Origin of the sequence: Polynucleobacter sp. MG-28-Ekke-A2 (assembly GCF_035012985.1) — a bacterium.
Classification (GTDB): domain Bacteria; phylum Pseudomonadota; class Gammaproteobacteria; order Burkholderiales; family Burkholderiaceae; genus Polynucleobacter.
This window is the reverse complement of the sequence record NZ_JAYGQU010000021.1, coordinates 1-20,378: the sequence shown is the minus strand read 5'-3', so window position 1 is coordinate 20,378 and position 20,378 is coordinate 1. Positions and strand designations below refer to the sequence as shown.

The following is a 20,378-nucleotide window of genomic DNA, read 5'->3' as shown; positions in this document are numbered from 1 at the left end:
GATTTATTTGATAGAACCATGAATTGCCCTGACAAAATCTGCCTGGGTTATTACGCCCACTAATTCGTGATGTTTGTTAGTAACTGGAAGGTGATGATGACCAGCACCTTCAAAAATCGCAACTAAATCAAGTGCATTACAGTTTGCACTAATCACCTGAATATTTTTTTGCATGATTTGCTGGACTGCATTTGGGTGGGTGTCGGATGGCTTAACTGATGCCCTGCTAAAACTGTGACGCATTAATCCTATAAGGCGTTGTCCAAAAGTTTTGTCAAAATTAACTGCCGCATACTTTAAAAAATCCTCTAAGGTGACAATTCCAACCACTTGATGATTTTTATCAACCACTGGTAGTGATTTAATATGGTTTTTTCTTAGTTTTATCCAGGCCTCTTCCAAAGGCGTTGCTAATTCAACATAAGTAGCAGGAGAGCTCATAATAGTAGAGCAAAGAATAGATCTTAATTTTCGTTGGTATGCATGAAATTCAACATCGCGAATAATATTTGCCAAGTCTCCTGGATTGATGTCGATGAATTCTTTGTACCTTGCTAAGACTTCATTAATTTCTTTGCTATTTCCGTCATCACCCGCAGATAATTTTGTGGTGATTGGCACCTGATGTGGGTATGTCTTTCCAGTGGCCCTGTTGTAGGCAACACCTGCTATGACTAGCAATAAGGAATCTATCAAAACTGGAAACAATGCGAATCTGTAGCTAATAATATGACCGAGAACAGCGCTTAAGGCGGTTGCTGCAGCCGGGGCATGGAGGCAGTTGAGAAAAAGCATTCCTAGTATTGAGACGCCAATCGCAACGGGTATACCAATCCTAGGGTCTGGGATCCAACTAGCGCATGTCACACCAACAATTGCGGCAACTAAATTGCCACCTATTACTGCTTTGGGCTGAGCCATAGGGCTTGAGGGGAGCACAAAGATAAGTAGTGCGCTGGCCCCAAGCGAGGCCATAGCCCAATCATTAACTTGGGTAAATTCACCAATAAATTTACCGAGAAAGGCCACAAATGCCCCGCCAATCACTCCTCCAATTGCAGATCGCCAGTGTTCGGAAGATGGCACAGGTATTTGATTTTTATTGAAGAATTGCCAAATCGGTTTCATTTCATCCAAAATTGAGGTGAGAGGGTAATATATGAAGCATTATCCATATTCCTTGCGGGTATAGAATCGCGTACATGGTTTTAAGTAAAAAGACCCTCATTATTGGCTTATGCCTTTTACTGATCGCATTCAGGGCGGCAGCTGGGAACATTTTTATTCAGAGTGCGGTGGAAAGAGCCCACCTCCAGGTTAATAGTTGTTCGAGTTTGGGTGCTGAGCATGCCTTGACCCAACAAGATTCTACTGACGACAAGCAGCCTGTAAGCGCCATGTATGTGATGTACCATGTTACCGCCAACGTGAGTGATACTCAAATTCTCATACCAGCTCAAGCTGAGTCAGTTATTGCTTACGGCATGCGAGGTGATAGACTGTATTTCGACAATATCCCAGACTCTGCATTTAAACCCCCAAAACACACCCTCTAATTTCTATAGGGGGTGGGGCTTTGATTATTCCCCATCGAAATTGTTTTTATCTGAACCTGCTTTCAGATATTTTGGGAATTTCTGCAATGTCAAAGTTATACAAATTATTATTCGCCATTTCCCTTATCGGGCTCATTTCTGCCTGTAGTAGCGTCAAATTAGATGATGTCAATAGCGTCGCCACTGTAAATGCTGGTGGCTCCATGACCTACGATCCAATTGGCGATCCAAAGTCTAGTGTTTATGGCAAACGTTCAATCTATTTTGTGTTTGATAGCTATGCTATTGATCCAAAATATGCATCCACTATTTCAGCGCATGCCTCTTACTTGAAGGCATTTCAAAAGCAAAAAGCCTCGGTGATTATTCAGGGGAATACCGATGACCGCGGAACTGCTGAATATAACTTGGCACTTGGGCAACGACGATCTGAAGCCATTAAAAGGGCTTTAGTGAGTCAAGGCGTTAGCGAATCTCAATTAGAGGCCGTGAGCTTTGGCAAAGAGAAACCTGAAAATCCAGCACAAACCGAAGTAGCTTACGGAGAAAACCGTCGAGCTGACATCGTTTATCACTAAATATTCACACAATCCATTATTTGGAAATCATTATGAAAAACTTTTTTAGAGTAGTTTGTCTTTCAACTTTGGTGTTGGCAGGCTGTGCAAATAACAAGCCTAGCGGCACTGAGTTAACACCAGAGAACAAGGCTGAGATTCAAGAGCAAGTTAAGACCGTTCAGAAAAAAATGTCTGCCTGTGTAGCGGGGGTCAATAAAACAGATGATGCGAAATATGTTGATGCCAACATTATTGTTATTTCGGCTAACAACCCAAATGCGAACAAGTTATTCAATTCAGCCGACTTCATCAGCGATGAGCAGGCTGTTGAGCTGAAAAAATTCAAGGAAGCAACTATGCAATGCCGTTCAATTGCTAAAGAGCTGCCAAAGCCAGAATTAGTCGCAGTTTATGAGTATTACAACTCTAAAGTAGATGATGTTTATAACGATCTAGTTAATAAACGAATCACGATTGGTGTTGCTAATCAAGAGAGGCAAATGCGATTGCACTATACCAACGACAAGTGGGCTCAAGCCATGAAGACTTACCAGGGAGGTTAACTCATGGGCTCTAGATATAGATTTGTTTGCCCCTCTTGTAAGTTTGACTGTATCTGCTCAATTGGTAGAGAAAGAACTGGTAGCTACTTAAGTGTGCCCATGATTTGTCGCCAATGTAAGGATGTTGCGGAATATAAGGTCACCGATCCTTTGAGTCTATCAAGTTACTATCTCGGTGATCTATCTTGTAGGGTCTGTCACTCTAGCGAGTATTTAGATGAGTGGGATGGAATTACGTGCCCGCAATGCCAAAAACCGATGCGGGCCATAGGCGCTGATGTCGATGCTAAAAAGTCAGACGAGGATTTTGGTTTTGGGCGTAGAGGTCGATTATGAATATAGACTCAGTTGAACTGAAAAATAATCATATTGGAATGAGCTTTGCTCGTATTCCTGCTGGAAGTTTTTTGATGGGTAGTAACGAGTCGGAGGATTCTCTGAGAAAAGATTTCCCTCAGTATGATTCTGCGCGACTCTCAGCATTTGATGATGAGAGCCCCTTACATAAGGTCATAATTTCCAAGCCATTTTTGATGGGCCGGTATCCAGTTACCGTTGGTCAGTTTGAGTTATTTTTAGTCAATTCAGGATATATGCCTGAATCGATCCGAGATGGTACTGGGGGTTATGGATTTAATCCACTTGATGTCAACACAAAAACCATAAACGACGAAGTTTTTGAAGGCCGCAATAGCCGTTATGCGTGGGATAAAACTGGATTTACTCAAGAGGATGATTTTCCGGTAGTGAACATTACTTGGAATGACGCTAATGCTATGGCTGGGTGGTTAAGTGAAAAAGAGGGCAAGAGGTATCGATTGCCAACAGAAGCTGAGTGGGAATATGCCTGTAGAGCTAGAACGAGTAGTAGATACTTTACTGGTGACAATCCAAGTTCACTTTTCTCACATGCAAAAGTATTTGATTTGGATACCGCAAGGATTTGGTCGCAATGGCAACAATATGCTCTTGACCATTACAGTCATTATGAATTTGCGGCGCCTGTTGGTAGATTTCTTCCTAACCCATTTGGCCTATATGACATGATTGGTAACGTATGGGAGTGGTGCTCTGATTGGTATGCAGAAAATTATTATCAAGAATCACCAACGATTGATCCACAAGGGCCCAAAGACGGCGAAGCAAAAGTCAGGCGTGGCGGATCATGGCACACATGGCCTTTGTACTGCAGGTCCTCTTTTAGAAATGTGAATACACCAGACTCAAGATATATATTGCAGGGGATGCGCTTAGTGTTGGAGGAATGAAACGTCCTTTAAAAGGACGTTTCATGCATAGGGTGCCCCAATCACCATAAGGAGTCGTCATCCTTGTGTCAGTCAAATCCTCGCTAGGCCGCCAAACTCAAATGTACTCCTTGGGTGGGTCAAAATAACTCAACCAAATCAACCCCATACAGACACCCAGGAAAGTTCTGCGCACAAAGTTTGCCTATGGTGGGGCGAACCTCTTAAGCCTTATCTAAAGTAACACCTACTAAATTCATCCAAAAACTACTTTGGAGCAACGAAGTGTTAGATGGTTTTTCCAAAATCCTTTGGTTTTGAAAACCAAAGAGTGCGCTAGCATTTCTTGTAGTCTAGTTAATCTAGTCACACAAATACTCACACACCGATATTTAGGCAACGTAAGCTCTTGAAATCCTAATGGTTTTCTTTGGATATCTGCTCTCATAAGAAAGAAGCCCTAGGGGTCTTGTCGCAAAGACCTCAATAGATTCAAGAGGTTAGTGGTGGTTAAGACATATAAAATTGCTTACACACCGCTTACACACCGGAGCAAAAACCGAGGTGTGTAGTAAATGCGGTTTTTATGTGGTTTTAAGAAGTAAAGCACCCCTCAAAAGGTGTGTAGTGAATGTAACGATTTAGGGCCCATAGCTCAGTTGGTTAGAGCAGAGGACTCATAGCGAAAGTTGTGCCTTATGCGTGGAAACTGCATAAGGGATGGTGTCAAATTCGGAGAAAGCTAAGTTCAGTAATGAATACGCTAACGCCGAGCCAAGCTTAGTAGAAATACTTTGAAGGTGTAGAGACTAGACGGCACCCATCTAAGTTGAGCAATCAATATGATGAAGGCATAGTCCAGGGAGTTGTGAAAGCAACACAAACCGGAATCCTTTGGTCCCAGGTTCAAGTCCTGGTGGGCCCACCAGAAAAGCAAACCCTCATCAGCAATGGTGGGGGTTTTGTCTTTTCAGTATAGAGTTGAGTTATGAAACAGGGACGCAATTCAATTTGTTCATGTGGTAGCGGAAAGAAATTTAAACGCTGTCATGGTCAATTCAAAGGTAATGAAGTATTGACTCCATATCCACGGCCATTACCCCCAGAAATAATCTCGCAAATAGAAGAGCATTATTCGAAACAGTTTATGCATAAGGAAAAGCATGGAGGTGTAAAAGAAATAATCAGCGTGGAATTTAATGGGCAAAGAGTTGTAGCGACTGGAAATAAATTAAATTACTCTCCAGAGTGGAAAGTGTTCCCTGACTTCCTTAACCATTTTTTATGTGATGAGTTGGGGGCTGGGTGGGGTAATTCTCAAATAGCTCTAGATGTACAGGATAGACATCCCATAATGCACTGGAGAAATTCTATGATTGCTTCCCAACAAAATACTTCTAGAGATGAAAAAGGGTTAATTGGATCTCGTGATGGAGGTGCCCATTCTTGGATCAGGCTTGCATACGATTTATATCTAATTAGACAGAACTCGGAATTAAGAAAAAAGATATTAAAAAGATTAAGGGATGAGGTAAGTTTTCAAGGAGCAAGATTTGAGGTTGCGGTAGCAGGAATGATGCTCGCAGCCGGTTATGTTCTTGATTACTCACCTGAAGTTGGCCCTGGGAAACACCCAGAGTTCTTTGCTAAAAATCGAGAGACAGGCATCACTCTAGCTGTTGAAGCAAAGAGTAAACGTCGAAACGGTTTGATGGGCTTTAAGGGGTCACCAAAGGATACAATTTCCGATGACTATTCTGACGTTAGAAAATTATTAATAGATGCTCTAAATAAGGATACGGCCGAGCCATTATTGGTATTTATTGAGTTAAATATCCCAATGCACTTAAGTTCTCAGCAAGATGCTAAAGACATAGGTGAAAAGCTTAGGGCATTGTGGGATAAATGCCAAGAAATGGAATGGAAAAATGGTTTTCCAGCTATAGGTATTCTTTTCTACAATGACTGCGCTCCTTGGTACATTAACAAAGATTTGCCAGTAGGAAAAAGTGCGATATGGGCAATGGGATTTAAAGCGAAACAAACAAGACACTCCTTTGATCCCGAGGGACTTTTAACCAGAATCGGTGAAGGGTGCATGCAAAGGACTAATATCCCACTAGAGTTTCCTGAGCAGCGCTGAGCGTTACTTAAAGTAACGCTCATCCTCACAAACTCTCCATTAACCACCACAATTAGCCACACTTTCTTTTGGCTAAATTGACCTGAATAATTCAGCCAACTTGGTTGCCCTAGCTGGAGCTATGAAGCTAAAGTATATGTATGGCAATTAAAAAAGAAAGTACACATCAACTCATACACCGTAACCTAACCCTCTACCTGCGCGAGCATAGCGCCGTATGGCAATGTCGCTATAAAGTGGATAACAAGTGGATACGTGCTACTACAAAAGAAACTCAGCTTGATTTAGCTGTCAATAAAGCTAAAGAACTATTAGTAGAAGCAGAGATTCGTAAGCGCTCTGGTATCCCAGTGGTTACTAAACGCTTTAAAGATATCGCGATGCTGGCTATAGATAGGATGGAGCGAGATTTAAAGGGTGGCTTGGGTAAGTCAATCTACAAGGACTATATCCGTATTATTAATGAGCATTTCATTCCCAGTCTTGGGCAAAGACTTATTACTAATATCGACTACGACGCCTTACAGCAGTATTACGATGACCGAGAAGCCAAGTATGGCTTGGCACTATCTAACAGTAATCGTAAGACTCAAAATGCAGCCTTTAACAGAGTGTTTGATGAGGCCATTGTTCGGGGTTACTTAACGGAGAGTAATCGCCCTAAGCTAGATGGTAAGACTAAAGAGAGCGTTCGTCGCCCAGCATTTGAATTGCATGAATTGCGAGCGTTACTTAAGCTACTGGGTCCATACATAGAATCCGGCAGAACCAAGGACGTGTGTGAACGCAGGGAGATTCTACGGGACTATGTAGAGATGCTGGTTGATACAGGAGCAAGACCAGGCATTGAACTCTTAGATATGAAATGGAAGCAAATCCGTTTCATGATGAATCCTATTAGTACAGCCACAGACCAGTTGGATGAAGAAGGTGAAGTTATTGAGGTCCATAGCCTTAACCGTAGTTGTGAGATGACGGTAAAAGGTAAAACAGGGCAAAGGCAGATTATTGGACGATTACCTAGCATTAGAGTCTTGGAGCGTATTGCCCTGCGAAACTATGGAGTGGCTAGCTCAATTAAAGATCCATTGGCTGAACTCATTAAGCCCACCAATGATGACTACATCTTTAGAACCAAAGAAGGTAGAGATTTAAGTGACGTACTTAATCATATGTTTGACGGTTTCTTAGCGGACCATAGTTTGTTAATAGATCCCAAGACTAATCAAAAGCGGGTGTTCTATAGCCTACGCCATACCTATGCCACGCTAGCACTTACTCACGATATGGTGCCAATACATACCTTAGCCAAACAAATGGGTACTAGCGTCTTAATGATTGAGCGGCACTATAGTCACTTACAAGTAATACAGGCTATTGAGCAATTACGCGGAGCTACGACTAGAAAGCTTATTGAGGCAGATAGTCGAGCTGCTGATAACTATCCTAGCAAGAAAAGGGCTGAACGAGAACTGCGGGTAGCCTAGGTTTGGACAGGCGTTACTTTAAGTAACGCTTGCGATCGAGAACTCTCGCGACCAATGGATTGAAGTGGGTTGCGCCTCTTTTGTGTGCGCCTACGTAATTTCGATGTCCCTTTTTGGTGCATCAGCACGTTTCTGGTGATTATTCCTATTTGCACCAATATGAAACATCCTCTAATGGTCACAGGCATTCAGTACCAGGGCCCACATGACTAATTTACTCAAGAGGTGATATATGAAACGTAGATCGATTTTGAAGTTATCCGCTTTAGCAGCAGCTTTAAGCTTTACTGGCTTAAGCCATTTGGCTATGGCTCAAAGCAAAGAGCCTATCAAGGTAGGTATCTTACATTCCCTATCAGGAACGATGGCTATTTCTGAAACATCACTCAAAGATATGGATTTGATGATCATTGACCAGATCAACAAAAGCGGCGGCGTTTTAGGTCGTCAACTAGAGCCAGTGGTAGTGGATCCCGCCTCTAATTGGCCATTGTTCGCTGAAAAAGCGCGACAGATGCTCACTAAAGATAAAGTTGCAGTTGTGTTCGGATGTTGGACTTCAGTATCTCGTAAATCCGTATTGCCAGTATTTGAAGAGTTGAATGGATTGCTCTTCTATCCAGTGCAATATGAAGGCGAAGAAATGTCACGCAATGTGTTCTACACAGGCGCAGCTCCAAATCAACAAGCTATTCCAGCAGTCGAGTATTTGATGAGCAAAGAGGGCGGCGGTGCTAAGCGCTGGGTTCTCTTGGGTACTGACTATGTATACCCACGTACAACAAACAAAATCTTGCGCGCATTCTTGAAATCTAAAGGCGTTAAAGATGAGGATATTCAAGAGACTTACACACCATTTGGCCACTCTGACTATCAAACGATTGTTGCCAATATTAAGAAGTTCTCACAAGGCGGTAAGACTGCAGTTGTTTCAACGATTAACGGTGACTCAAACGTTCCTTTCTACAAAGAATTGGGCAACGCAGGCTTGAAGGCTAAAGATGTTCCAGTGGTTGCCTTCTCTGTGGGCGAAGAAGAGTTACGTGGTGTTGACACCAAGCCACTCGTTGGTCAATTAGCTGCATGGAACTATTTCATGTCAGTGAAAAATCCAGTGAATGATGCATGGAAAAAAGAATGGGCTGCTTACTCAGTAGCGAAGAAGTTGCCTGGTGCTAGCAAGCCTTTGACAGATGACCCGATGGAAGCCAGCCGTACTGGTATCTTGATGTGGAAAGCCGCTGTTGAGAAAGCCGGTACAACTGATGTTGATGCTGTTCGTAAGGCAATGATTGGCCAAAAACTCAATACTCCAAGTGGATATGTTGAAGTCATGGGTGCCAATCATCACTTGTCTAAGCCAGTCATGATTGGCGAAATCAAGGCTGACGGTCAGTTCAATGTGATCTACAAAACTCCAACAGCTATTCCGGCTAAACCTTGGAGCCCGTATATCGACGGTAATGCAGGTAAGCCTGATTCAGTGCAGTAATTCTCCATAGAAATTCCCTCTCCCAGTCGGGGGAGGGCTTTCAAAAATATTTATGAAATACCCCCATTTATCTAAATTGCTTTTATCAGTCTTATTGGCTCTGTGCTGTAGTCTCGCTATGGGCAAGATGACTGCGAGCGATTTAAAACCCATCTTTGGTGAAAACTTTGATGCCAAGTTAAAGGCAGTTCAGTTCTTATCTAAAGAAGGAAGTCCTGAAGCTTTAGAAATTTTGCAGGCAATGAGTTCTGAGACATTATTTTTGTCTCCTCAAGGTGTGATCATGCAAAAAAATGATCAATATATTGATGCGCTAACTGGACAGGCAGTTTCTGTAAAGCCAGAAGAGTTGCAAGAGGTGGTTCTAAATAACCTAATGCGTGGCAAAGTAGACAATGCATTACTCGGCTTACAGCTAGCTTCAAGCGATGCAGCGATTCGTACCAAAGCAGTGGATGCTTTGATTAAAGATCCTGAGTTAGATACTTTGCCACTAGTTGAAAAACTCATGGCTTCTGAAAAGGACCCAGTCCTCAAGCCTAAAGTGGAAAAACTATGGGCACTCTTAGCGCTGCAATCGGATAACCAGGAAGCAAAGTTAAAAGCGATTGAGCTCTTGGGCGATAGTGGGGATCCACAAGTTGCTGCCTTGTTGGCACCTTTAGCAAAAGAGGGTGGGCCAGTCCAAGAGGCTGCAGAAAAAGCATTAGCCAAAATTAAGAAATCGGAGTTTAGTGGCGAGATCCTCGGCAATATGATTGCGGGCTTGAGTTACGGCAGCGTTTTGCTCTTGTGTGCATTAGGCTTAGCGATTACTTATGGGCTCATCGGTGTGATCAATATGGCGCATGGTGAGTTCCTAATGGTAGGAGCCTATGCAACCTATGTTGTGCAGGGCTTCTTTAGACAATATGCTCCGGCATATGTGGATTGGTATCTATTATTTGCTTTACCAGTCGCCTTTATTACTGCTGCCTTAGTGGGCATCTTGATTGAGAGAACGGTCATTAAATTTTTATATGGACGTCCACTTGAAACCTTATTAGCTACCTTTGGTGTCAGTCTATTAATGATTCAGTTAACGAGAACTATTTTTGGCGCACAAAACGTTGAGGTTGCAAATCCAGTATGGATGTCTGGTGCGATGCAAGTGTTGCCAAATTTGGTTGTGCCTTATAACCGCATCATTATTTTTGGATTCGCCATTGCAGTGGTGATTGTGACTTGGCTGGTATTGAATAAAACGCGTTTGGGACTCTTCGTTAGAGCGGTGACACAGAATCGCACGATGGCAGCCTGCGTGGGCGTTAAAACTGTTCGCGTGGATATGTATGCCTTTGCTTTTGGCGCTGGTATTGCAGGTCTTGGCGGCGTAGCGCTCTCCCAAATTGGTAACGTTGGACCAGACTTAGGTCAGAGTTATATTGTTGACTCATTTATGGTGGTAGTGCTTGGCGGTGTCGGTCAATTGGCGGGAACAATTTATGGCGCATTTGGTCTGGGTATTGCAAGTAAGTTGTTGGAGCCATTTATTGGCGCGGTATTAGCAAAGATTGCTATCCTCGTAGTTATCATCATCTTTATCCAAAGACGTCCTCAAGGTCTCTTTGCCCTCAAGGGAAGGAGTGTGGACTAATGGATATTCGAAAACTTGCTCCCTCTACTAGCTTTAGTTTGCAGATTCCTGAGCGGGAATCCATTCTCAGTAAGCGTGCTTATATTGCATTAGCAGCGCTGACTCTATGTGTACTCATTGGTGTGCCCATCTTCTCGTTGCTAGTTCCTGAGACAAGTATGTTTTACATGTCTGCTTATGCACTAACGTTGATCGGCAAGATTATGTGTTTTGCGATTGCAGCCTTAGCGCTGGATTTAGTCTGGGGCTATTGTGGAATATTGAGCTTAGGTCACGGATTATTCTTTGCTATTGGCGGTTACATCATGGGTATGTATTTGATGCGTCAAATCGGGGCCGAAGGCGTATATAAAAGTGCATTACCTGACTTTATGGTCTTTTTAGATTGGAAAGAGTTGCCCTGGTTCTGGAAGGGTAGTGAGTATTTTTGGTGGATGCTCTTAATGTTGATTTTGATTCCAGGCTTGATCTCATGGGTGTTTGGTTACTTTGCTTTCCGCTCTAGAATTAAAGGCGTCTATTTTTCGATCATTACCCAAGCGTTAACTTACGCTGCCATGCTTCTATTTTTCCGTAACGAAACGGGTTTTGGTGGTAATAACGGCTTTACTGATTTCAAGCGTATCTTGGGTTACTCCATTAGTGCACCGAGCACTCGCGTAACCTTATTCTTGATTACTTTCATGATATTGGTCAGTAGCTTCTTGCTCTGTCGCGCTGTGATTACTTCCAAAATGGGTCGCGTGATTACCGCTGTTCGTGATGCTGAATCGCGCCTCATGTTCTGTGGCTATAACCCACTGGGTTTCAAATTATTTATCTGGGTTTTATCTGCTGTGCTTTGTGCCATTGCAGGCGCTTTATTTGTTCCTCAGGTCGGTATTATTAATCCGGGCGAGATGTCACCAACCAATTCTATTGAGATGGTGATCTGGGTTGCTGTTGGTGGACGTGGTACTTTGCTCGGACCCATTATTGGTGCCTTTGCAGTTAGCGGGGCTAAAAGCTTTTTCACTGCAAACTTTGCTGAGTATTGGTTATTTTTCTTAGGTCTCATGTTTGTGTTGACCACTTTATTTTTGCCAAATGGCTTACTGGGTGTTTATCACCAAATCTTTGGTAAGAAAGGAGGCGAGAAATGAGCGCGCACTTTCTAGAAAAAGGAATTGATACTAGCCATACCGGAATTCTGTATGTTGAAGGTCTGACGGTGAATTTTGATGGCTTCAGAGCAATTAACGATCTCTCGCTGACGATTGATGTGGGTGAGCTGCGTTGTGTCATTGGGCCCAATGGCGCAGGTAAGACTACCTTGATGGACGTGATCACCGGTAAGACGCGCTCGAACATTGCTGAGATTGAAGGCTCTGTCTATTTAGGTTCGACGATTGATCTGATGACCATGAATGAGCCACAAATTGCGCAAATCGGTGTTGGGCGTAAGTTTCAGAAGCCAACAGTCTTTGAGCATCACCCTGTATGGGAGAACTTAGAGCTTGCAATGGCTGGCGATAAGACTTGGCATCACTCTTTGGTAGCTAAAGTAGATCTTGAAGGGCGTCGCTTGATGGAGGCCGTATTGGCGCTGACGCAGTTAGAGTCTGAAGCCTATCGTGATGCTGGTCTCTTATCGCATGGGCAAAAGCAGCGCCTAGAAATCGGCATGCTTTTAATGCAGCAACCAAAACTCTTGTTACTGGATGAGCCGGTTGCCGGTATGACCGATGAAGAAACTATGCGCTTAGCTGAGTTGCTCAATTCCTTACGGGGACAATGCTCGATGGTAGTGGTGGAACATGACATGGAGTTTGTGGCCGCATTGGCTGGTGATAAAGGTAAGGTTACCGTCCTGGCAGAAGGATCGGTGTTGGCTGAAGGAACGCTCGATCAAGTACAGCGAGATGAGCGCGTCATTGAATCCTACTTAGGACGCTAATTATGTTGATCGTTAAAGATTTAAATCAGTACTATGGTGGCAGTCATATATTGCGCAATATGAGTTTTGAAGTTCCTAAGGGGCAGCTCACCACATTGCTTGGCCGAAATGGTGTTGGTAAAACCACCTTACTCAAATCACTCATGGGCGTTGTCAAAGTCAAGACTGGTTCGATTGCTTGGGATGAGCATGAGTTAGCAAATCTTCCGCCATGGTCTCGAGTAGATGCGGGCTTTGCTTATGTTCCACAAGGTCGCGAAATTTTCCCCCGCTTATCCGTAGAAGAAAATTTACTGATTGGCGCCGCTAAATTTTCTAGCTCTAAATCTATCCCCCTTTATATCTATGACTTATTCCCGATCTTGTCGGATATGAAATCTCGTCGTGGTGGCGATCTTTCGGGTGGGCAACAACAACAGTTGGCAATTGGGCGTGCCTTAATGTCCCAACCAGAGCTCATCATCCTAGATGAGCCAACGGAAGGGATTCAGCCTTCTATCATTCAGGACATTGGCCGTTGTTTGCGTCGATTGGTCGATGAGATGGGGATTACCGTGCTTTTGGTAGAGCAGTACTATGATTTTGCTAAAGCCCTCTCAGATAATTACCTAGTAATGCGCCGTGGAGAAATTGTGGCTCGAGGTAATGGGGCAGATATGGATGCAAATGGCGTCCAGGAGATGATTTCAGTTTAAAGTGGATATACGTATTCATCTTGATGGTCTTCCTAAATGCTCTTGGCTCCAGATAACGCAGTAAAACAGCTCATTCGGTCTTTAAGTCCGAGCTGGTTAGCTAGCCTTAACCTTCGGTATGAGCATTCCGATATTGGTACGGTTCTTAAGCGCAGCCTTCACGAAGGACCTCTGCGGGTACAAAAGGCGCTATATCCTGAGGGCGAAGAGATTTGTCATACCGTCATTCTTCATCCACCAGCTGGAATTGCTGGTGGAGATCGATTGGATATTAAAGTTGGCTTGGGTGCAGCCAGTCATGTAGTGCTTTCTACGCCAAGTGCAACGAAGTGGTACAAGTCTTTTAAGAATCCAGCTGCACAAGAAATTGAGTTTGATTTAGCGAAAGATGCCAAACTAGATTGGCTTCCACAAGAAAATCTCTTTTTTAAAGGTGCGGATGCAAAGATCCTCACTAAGCTTAACTTACAAAGTAGTTCTTCTTTTATTGGGTGGGACGCAGCGATGTTAGGTCGTCATGCATCCGGTGAAGAGTGGAGTAAAGGTCGAGTCCATATGCGCAATCAAATTTATCGTGACGGTAAATTATTGTGGATTGAAAATGGACAAATCGATGCAGAGGATAGGTATTACAAGTCCTTGCCGCAAATTGGGTCTTGGCCGGTATTTTCTACCTTGTGGGCAGTAGGACCTGCTTGCTCAAGTGCTCTTGCCGAATCAATTTCGACCATGATGCCGTGGACGGATTCTTTAAGAGCTGGGATTACTTACCTTCCGCAAGGGGTATTGCTGGTAAGGGCGGTCTCAAATGATATTGAGTTGACGAGAAATTGGATGATAGATATGTGGTCTACATTGAGACCACTGGTGCATGGGGTTCCCGCACAACCATTGCGCTTGTGGGCATCGTAAGAATTGATATAAGGGTTAGATATGGAATTAACGCCACGCGAAAAAGATAAGCTCCTTATTTTTACTGCTGCATTGCTCGCTGAGAGACGTAAGGCCAGGGGCTTGAAGTTGAACTATCCAGAGGCAGTCGCCTTAATTAGTGCTGCGATCATGGAGGGTGCGCGGGATGGTAAAACCGTAGCGCAACTCATGCATGAGGGTCAAACAATTTTAAGTCGCGCCGAAGTGATGGAAGGGATCCCTGAAATGATTCCTGATATTCAGGTCGAAGCGACGTTTCCAGATGGAACCAAGTTGGTCACTGTCCACAACCCGATTGTGTAAGAGAGAAAATCATGAAATTAAATAAAAACACTACTCAGTTTCTAGGCGCACTCTGTTTTCTTATGTCATCAAGCATGGTTTATGCACATCCGGGTCATGAAACGAGTATCAGTTTTATGTCGGGTATCTTGCATCCCTTTAGCGGGTTGGATCATTTGCTTGTCATTTTGTTGGTGGGTTTTTGGAGTGCGTTTGTGCTCAAGCAAATTTGGGTAGGGCCCCTGGCCTTTTTATTGGGAATGATGATGGGTGTCTTTGCTGGAATGTTAGGAGCGCCCCTCCAATTCTTTGAATTCGGTATCGCTGCTTCAGTCATTGGAATTGGTACGCTGCTCTTAACGAAAAAGCAGTACTCGACTAAATGGATCCTGACTTTGCTCACCATGTTTGGACTCTTCCATGGGTTTGCGCATGCCCAGTTGTTTTCTCAAGTCCATTTAGGCTTTGCTTTAGTAGCTCAGGACATGGCTGGATTGGTATTGGCTACTGGCGCATTACATCTTGCTGGGGCGCTATTAGTAGGAGCTCTCAAACAAAAGACCAAACTTTTTGCTAAGGGAGCTGGCATCGTCAGTTTGATTTATGGCTTAGGCCTCGTAGGACATCTTTCTTTGGCAGTCATTGGAGGGGCTTCTCTATGAGCTCTTCATCTAGTGCGAATAGTTCACGATTTATTCCAGGGCAAATGTTCATTGAGCCGGGGGATATTGAATTCAATATAGGACGTCAGACGCTCACTATTGAGGTTTCTAATAGCGGAGATAGACCTGTTCAGATTGGCTCCCATTTTCATTTTTATGAAGTCAATGACGCACTTTTATTTGAGCGTGAGAAAACTAAAGGCTATCGTCTCAATATCGTTGCTGGCACAGCGGTGCGCTTTGAGCCAGGGCAAAAGAGAACGGTTGAGCTTGTAGAAGTAGCTGGTGATAAAAAGATTTATGGATTTGCTGGTCGCGTCATGGGAGGTGTGTAATGGCTAAGATTAGTCGTCTCGCCTATGCTGAAATGTTCGGCCCAACTGTGGGAGATCGTTTAAGGCTCGCTGACACTGGCTTAATGATCGAGATTGAGAAAGACTTCACCACTTATGGTGAGGAGGTCAAGTTTGGTGGCGGTAAAGTGATTCGTGATGGTATGGGTCAAAGCCAACGTGAGTCAAAGGACTGTGCCGATACTGTAATTACCAATGCTGTGATCATCGATCACTGGGGCATTGTGAAAGCCGACATCTCGATTAAGAATGGACGGATTTCGGATATTGGTAAAGCAGGCAACCCCGATATACAACCTGGTATTACCTCCGTCATTGGGCCTGGTACTGAAATTATTGCTGGAGAGGGGATGATTGTCACCGCTGGTGGAATTGATACTCATATTCATTTCATCTGCCCTCAACAAATTGAAGAGGCCTTAATGTCCGGCGTCACCACCATGATTGGTGGAGGCACTGGTCCAGCAACGGGAACTTTTGCAACTACGTGCACTCCAGGGCCTTGGCACATTGAGCGCATGCTGCAATCTATTGATGCCTATCCGATGAATATTGGGCTCCTTGGTAAAGGCAATGCAAGTTTGCCAGCGGCCTTACGAGAGCAAGTGAATGCTGGCGCTATTGGTCTGAAGTTGCATGAAGATTGGGGTACAACCCCCGCAGCGATTGATTGCTGTTTGAGTGTTGCTGATGAAACCGATACTCAGGTAGCGATTCATACGGATACCTTAAACGAGTCTGGCTTTGTTGAAACGACCCTGGCTGCTTTTAAGGGGCGCACTATTCATACTTACCATACTGAAGGTGCGGGCGGTGGTCATGCCCCGGACATTATTCGTGCTTGTGGTGAGTCAAATGTACTGCCTTCATCTACCAATCCCACCAGGCCATTCACAGTCAATACCTTGGATGAGCATTTGGATATGTTGATGGTGTGTCATCACTTAGATGCATCGATTGCTGAAGATATTGCTTTTGCTGAATCGCGTATTCGTAGAGAAACGATTGCTGCCGAAGATATTTTGCATGATTTGGGTGCTTTCTCAATGTTGTCATCCGATTCTCAAGCCATGGGTCGCGTTGGTGAGGTGATCATTCGTACTTGGCAAACCGCTGACAAGATGAAAGCCCAACGGGGCTTATTGCCTGGCGATAGTAATCGTCATGACAACTTCAGGGTTAAGCGTTATATCTCTAAATACACTATTAATCCTGCAGTCACCCATGGAATATCGCATGTAGTTGGATCGATTGCAGTGGGCAAGTATGCAGACTTGGTATTTTGGAAGCCAGCCTTCTTTGGTGTGAAGCCCTCATTAATCCTCAAAGGGGGTTCTATCGCAGCAGCAGCCATGGGAGATCCCAATGCTTCTATTCCAACACCGCAGCCAGTGCATTACCGCAATATGTTTGCTGGTATTGGACAGGGTATCCGTCATAGTTCATTAACCTTTATTTCTCAAGCGGGTATGCAAGCGAATATTCGTGAGAAATTTGGTTTGGAGAAGCAGGTAGAAGCGGTCCGAAACTGCCGCTCCATTACCAAGGCTGATATGGTGCATAACGACTGGCAGCCACACATCACAGTAGATCCAGAAACTTACCAAGTGATCGCGAATGGTGAGTTACTTACCTGTGAGCCAGCAAAGGTATTGCCAATGGCTCAACGCTATTTCCTATTTTAAGAAGATCTATGTCTGAACCATTACGCATTGAAAAGATTATTTCCCGAGGCCAGGGTTTGGCTAAGGCCGTCTTAGCTCGAGCGATTGAGCTTAAGTTGCCCTTCGAAATTCGCAATAAAAGTCGTTTTTCTGAGGTCTTATCAGATGGTCGTCAGGCCTTGTTCTTTTTGCCTAGAGGTAATGTCTTGGTGGATGGCGATATTGTGATAGCAGATGATGGATCTATGATTCGCATTGCGGCGGCTGATCAAGAAGTGGTGACAATTGCATCTATAGATCCCAATCTCCTGATGAGGGCGGCTTACCATTTAGGTAATCGGCATATCCCAGTTCAAGTGGGCGAAGGTTTTTTGAGAATTGAACCTGATTCAGTATTGGAGGGGATGATTTTGCAGTTGGGCCTTGAGTTAAAAAAAGAACATGCCTCTTTTGAGCCGGAGACGGGCGCTTATGGCGGAGGTCATCGCCATAGTCATGCTGAGACATTTGATAGTGACTATGCCTTAGCGCAAAAAGTGTATGCCGATCATGAGCATCCACATGTTCATGGGCCTGGGTGTAATCATTCCCATGACCATTGACCTTAACGAAATCACTGCATTAATGCAGTTGGCTTCGCCTGCTTTACCTATCGGCGGGTATAGCTATTCTCAAGGTCTTGAAGCTGCTATCGATTCTGGCTTGGTAAAAGATGCTGCTTCAGCTGAGGGTTGGATTAAAGATGTCTTTCTTGGGGTCTTTGCTCGCTCAGAGGCGCCTCTATGGCTATTAAGTTATCAAGCGTGGTCTGATAGCGATCAGAAAACAGTGAAAGATCTCAATGACTACTTCTTAGCCAGTAGAGAAACACAAGAGCTTCGAGCGGAGACTGAGCAAATGGGTTGGTCACTTCTGCAAATCGCTCAATCACTTGGTTGGGGTGGAGAATCTGTCGAGCAACTTGTCAGCATGAAACCTTTATCTTTGCTGACAGCCCATACTTACGCTTCATTTCATTTAAAGATTCAGGCGCAAAATGGCTTGGCTGCCTATGCCTTTTCTTGGATCGAAAACCAAGTAGCAGCTTCGCTCAAAGCAATTCCTTTGGGGCAAGTAGCGGGGCAACAGGCCCTCACTAAAATTCGCTTACTCGTTCCTCAAATGGTTGCTGAAGCGAAAGAAAGAGCTAAATCTGATTTATCCATGATTGATAATTTTTCACCTATGTTGGCGATCCTGTCTTCAAGGCATGAGACGCAGTACTCCCGATTATTCCGTTCGTAAATAAAAGGCATCATGAGAACTAAAAAGAATCCCCCACTTCGTGTTGGTATTGGAGGTCCTGTTGGATCCGGTAAGACGACCTTACTCGAAATGCTATGTAAAGCAATGCGTGATCAGTATGACTTAGTTGTAATTACGAACGATATTTACACTAAAGAAGATCAGCGCTTACTCACTGTTGCAGAAGCGCTGGAACCCGAAAGAATTATGGGTGTTGAGACTGGTGGCTGTCCACATACCGCCATTCGCGAGGATGCATCCATCAATTTAGAAGCGGTTGACCGCATGCAAAAGCAGTTTCCAGATGTAGATATTATTTTTATTGAGTCTGGCGGAGATAATTTGGCAGCAACCTTTAGCCCTGAACTTTCTGATCTTACTATCTACGTCATCGATGTAGCAGGTGGCGAGAAGATTCCTCGCAAAGGGGGACCCGGCATTACACGTTCTGATTTATTGGTTATCAATAAGACTGATTTAGCTCCATATGTAGGAGCCTCTTTGCCGATTATGGAATCAGATGCTAAAAAAATGCGCGGTGATCGACCCTTCATTATGGGTAGCGTGAAATCTGGTCAAGGACTCAACTCAATTATTGAGTTTATCGAAACTAGGGGATTGCTCAAGCATTAGTTTCATGAGTATTTCCCTCTACATCTGTATTGGCTTTATTGGATTTTTTATTGGTCCTTTTGCGATGGCTCATGGTGTTGCGGGGAATAGGTATTTTCCGCCAACTATTGTCGTGGAGGATCCCTATGCTGCAAATGAGGTGCATGCTGTAGTAGGAAGAACGGCCAATATTGGTGCTGGGAATACCAATACTGATTCTGGAAATGTTGCTTCAGCAGGTATCGGCATTGAGCCTCTAAATGGTTTTGGAATCGCTATCAACGGTTTATATCGGTCTCCAAATGGAAATCTAACGCCACAATCGAGTGGTTTTGACAATCTTTATTACGTTGTTAAGCAAGAGTTACATATTAGCGATCCCCATGTGAACTGCTGTCAATTTAGGTCCACTACCAAAGAGAGTTTTTCTATAGTAAATCATTGCAGCAACATGGGTTGATTTTGTATTATTTGGGGTACTTGGGTTTGGGGTGCTGGTGGTCTGTAACCTAAAGCGCTATGCGGCCTGACATGGTTGTAATGCTTAACCCACTCCCCCACGATGATCTGGGCTTCTTTTAAGCTATAGAAGATCTCCCCATCCAAAAGATTGTCTCTAAAGGTGCCGTTAAAGCTTTCACAAAAGCCATTCTCCCAAGGGCTGCCCGGTTCAATGTAGGCTGTCTTTACTCCAATGCCAGATAACCAACTACGCAGCTCTTTCGCAATAAATTCTGGGCCATAGTACATGCAGAATGGTAGTCAGCCGCAGCAATTTAAGCCATGCTGGTGATTGCGAGATCATCAATAAGGAGTATTGCTATGGCTGACCACTTAAACAATAAACCCTTTGGGGCATGGATTGCAATCGATATTGCCAAGGACTTTAATGCCGTGTTAAGCGAGACCAAGGCGGGTAAAAGGCAGCATTTTCGGATGGCTAATTCTGCTGCCGATCATGATCGTTTTATTGCTTTTCTAAAGAGCTTACCGCCGCCTTGCATTATTGGGTTTGAGGCAACCGGCAATTACCACCGCGCATTAGGGCATCGCTTGGTAGCGGCGGGGTTTGAAGTCTGTTTTATTTCCTCGGTAGCGAGCGCCCGGTATCGGGAGGTGATGTTCAACTCCTGGGATAAAAATGATCCCAAGGATGCTGCAGTGCTTTTAGAGCTGCTTAAGCAAGGGATTATTCAACGTTATGTTGACCCATTAATTGCAGGGCATCATGATCTCCAAGAGTTATCTAAAACCTACTATCAAGTGACCTTGA

At 44.1% G+C, this 20,378-nt stretch carries 22 protein-coding genes and 1 pseudogene; 21 read left to right on the top strand and 2 right to left on the bottom strand.

Annotated elements, in window-relative coordinates; genetic code table 11:
• Positions 1-3: 3 nt before the first annotated feature.
• Complete coding sequence (locus VC188_RS10215) at positions 4-1,128, bottom strand: HPP family protein (protein WP_323483889.1); 1,125 nt, start codon at positions 1,126-1,128, stop codon at positions 4-6.
• Between the two features lie 74 nt (positions 1,129-1,202).
• Between VC188_RS10215 and VC188_RS10210 the strand changes: the two genes are divergently transcribed.
• The 20 genes from VC188_RS10210 to VC188_RS10115 all read left to right on the top strand — a co-directional run bounded on the left by VC188_RS10210 (position 1,203) and on the right by VC188_RS10115 (position 19,565).
• Positions 1,203-1,556 carry a hypothetical protein gene (locus tag VC188_RS10210; RefSeq protein ID WP_071467724.1) on the top strand — a complete coding sequence of 118 codons (354 nt, stop codon included), beginning with the start codon at positions 1,203-1,205 and terminating at the stop codon, positions 1,554-1,556.
• 86 nt (positions 1,557-1,642) lie between these two features.
• A complete protein-coding gene (gene pal / locus VC188_RS10205; RefSeq protein ID WP_280757121.1) occupies positions 1,643-2,134 on the top strand; it encodes a peptidoglycan-associated lipoprotein Pal in 492 nt (163 codons plus the stop codon).
• Between the two features lie 32 nt (positions 2,135-2,166).
• On the top strand, positions 2,167-2,679 hold the full coding sequence (locus tag VC188_RS10200; protein ID WP_323483888.1) for a hypothetical protein: 513 nt from the start codon (positions 2,167-2,169) through the stop codon (positions 2,677-2,679).
• A gap of 332 nt (positions 2,680-3,011) precedes the next feature.
• Positions 3,012-3,947 carry a formylglycine-generating enzyme family protein gene (locus VC188_RS10195; RefSeq protein ID WP_323483887.1) on the top strand — a complete coding sequence of 312 codons (936 nt, stop codon included), beginning with the start codon at positions 3,012-3,014 and terminating at the stop codon, positions 3,945-3,947.
• Positions 3,948-4,914: 967 nt separating this feature from the next.
• Complete coding sequence (locus VC188_RS10190; protein ID WP_323483886.1) at positions 4,915-6,069, top strand: YecA family protein; 1,155 nt, start codon at positions 4,915-4,917, stop codon at positions 6,067-6,069.
• Between the two features lie 140 nt (positions 6,070-6,209).
• A complete protein-coding gene (locus tag VC188_RS10185; RefSeq protein WP_323483885.1) occupies positions 6,210-7,556 on the top strand; it encodes a hypothetical protein in 1,347 nt (448 codons plus the stop codon).
• Positions 7,557-7,788: 232 nt separating this feature from the next.
• Positions 7,789-9,048, top strand: coding sequence for an urea ABC transporter substrate-binding protein (gene urtA / locus VC188_RS10180; RefSeq protein WP_323483884.1), 1,260 nt, complete (start codon positions 7,789-7,791; stop codon positions 9,046-9,048).
• A 52-nt stretch (positions 9,049-9,100) separates the two neighbouring features.
• Positions 9,101-10,684 (top strand): urea ABC transporter permease subunit UrtB, encoded by a 1,584-nt coding sequence (urtB, locus tag VC188_RS10175; protein WP_323483883.1) that lies wholly within the window; start codon positions 9,101-9,103, stop codon positions 10,682-10,684.
• Entirely contained in the window at positions 10,684-11,826 is a 1,143-nt protein-coding gene (gene urtC, locus VC188_RS10170) for an urea ABC transporter permease subunit UrtC (RefSeq protein ID WP_323483882.1), read from the top strand. The genes urtB and urtC overlap by 1 nt, the downstream gene beginning before the upstream one ends.
• The gene (gene urtD / locus VC188_RS10165; protein WP_323483881.1) at positions 11,823-12,620 is read left to right on the top strand and encodes an urea ABC transporter ATP-binding protein UrtD; all 798 of its coding nucleotides are present in this window, start codon (positions 11,823-11,825) and stop codon (positions 12,618-12,620) included. The genes urtC and urtD overlap by 4 nt, the downstream gene beginning before the upstream one ends.
• A 2-nt stretch (positions 12,621-12,622) precedes the next feature.
• Positions 12,623-13,315, top strand: a complete 693-nt coding sequence (gene urtE / locus VC188_RS10160; RefSeq protein WP_323483880.1) for an urea ABC transporter ATP-binding subunit UrtE — start codon at positions 12,623-12,625, stop codon at positions 13,313-13,315.
• Positions 13,316-13,351: 36 nt separating this feature from the next.
• On the top strand, positions 13,352-14,227 hold the full coding sequence (locus VC188_RS10155) for an urease accessory protein UreD (protein WP_323483879.1): 876 nt from the start codon (positions 13,352-13,354) through the stop codon (positions 14,225-14,227).
• A 21-nt stretch (positions 14,228-14,248) separates the two neighbouring features.
• Positions 14,249-14,551, top strand: coding sequence for an urease subunit gamma (locus VC188_RS10150; protein WP_323483878.1), 303 nt, complete (start codon positions 14,249-14,251; stop codon positions 14,549-14,551).
• Between the two features lie 11 nt (positions 14,552-14,562).
• Entirely contained in the window at positions 14,563-15,192 is a 630-nt protein-coding gene (locus tag VC188_RS10145) for a HupE/UreJ family protein (protein WP_323483877.1), read from the top strand.
• Positions 15,189-15,527, top strand: a complete 339-nt coding sequence (locus VC188_RS10140) for an urease subunit beta (protein ID WP_323483876.1) — start codon at positions 15,189-15,191, stop codon at positions 15,525-15,527. The genes VC188_RS10145 and VC188_RS10140 overlap by 4 nt, the downstream gene beginning before the upstream one ends.
• Positions 15,527-17,230, top strand: a complete 1,704-nt coding sequence (gene ureC, locus VC188_RS10135) for an urease subunit alpha (RefSeq protein ID WP_323483875.1) — start codon at positions 15,527-15,529, stop codon at positions 17,228-17,230. The genes VC188_RS10140 and ureC overlap by 1 nt, the downstream gene beginning before the upstream one ends.
• Before the next feature lie 8 nt (positions 17,231-17,238).
• Positions 17,239-17,811 carry an urease accessory protein UreE gene (gene ureE, locus VC188_RS10130; RefSeq protein ID WP_323483874.1) on the top strand — a complete coding sequence of 191 codons (573 nt, stop codon included), beginning with the start codon at positions 17,239-17,241 and terminating at the stop codon, positions 17,809-17,811.
• Positions 17,801-18,493 (top strand): urease accessory protein UreF, encoded by a 693-nt coding sequence (locus VC188_RS10125; protein WP_323483899.1) that lies wholly within the window; start codon positions 17,801-17,803, stop codon positions 18,491-18,493. The genes ureE and VC188_RS10125 overlap by 11 nt, the downstream gene beginning before the upstream one ends.
• A 12-nt stretch (positions 18,494-18,505) precedes the next feature.
• Positions 18,506-19,126, top strand: coding sequence for an urease accessory protein UreG (gene ureG, locus VC188_RS10120; RefSeq protein ID WP_323483873.1), 621 nt, complete (start codon positions 18,506-18,508; stop codon positions 19,124-19,126).
• Positions 19,127-19,130: 4 nt separating this feature from the next.
• The gene (locus tag VC188_RS10115) at positions 19,131-19,565 is read left to right on the top strand and encodes a hypothetical protein (RefSeq protein WP_323483872.1); all 435 of its coding nucleotides are present in this window, start codon (positions 19,131-19,133) and stop codon (positions 19,563-19,565) included.
• Here the strand turns inward: VC188_RS10115 and VC188_RS10110 are convergent.
• A pseudogene (locus VC188_RS10110) lies at positions 19,544-19,846 on the bottom strand (integrase core domain-containing protein); the annotation flags it as partial. The gene VC188_RS10115 and the pseudogene VC188_RS10110 sit on opposite strands and share 22 nt — an antisense overlap.
• Before the next feature lie 81 nt (positions 19,847-19,927).
• On the opposite strand from VC188_RS10110, the gene VC188_RS10105 reads away from it, so the two are divergent.
• A partial coding sequence (locus tag VC188_RS10105; protein ID WP_323483871.1) for an IS110 family transposase occupies positions 19,928-20,378 on the top strand: 451 nt, incomplete at its 3' end.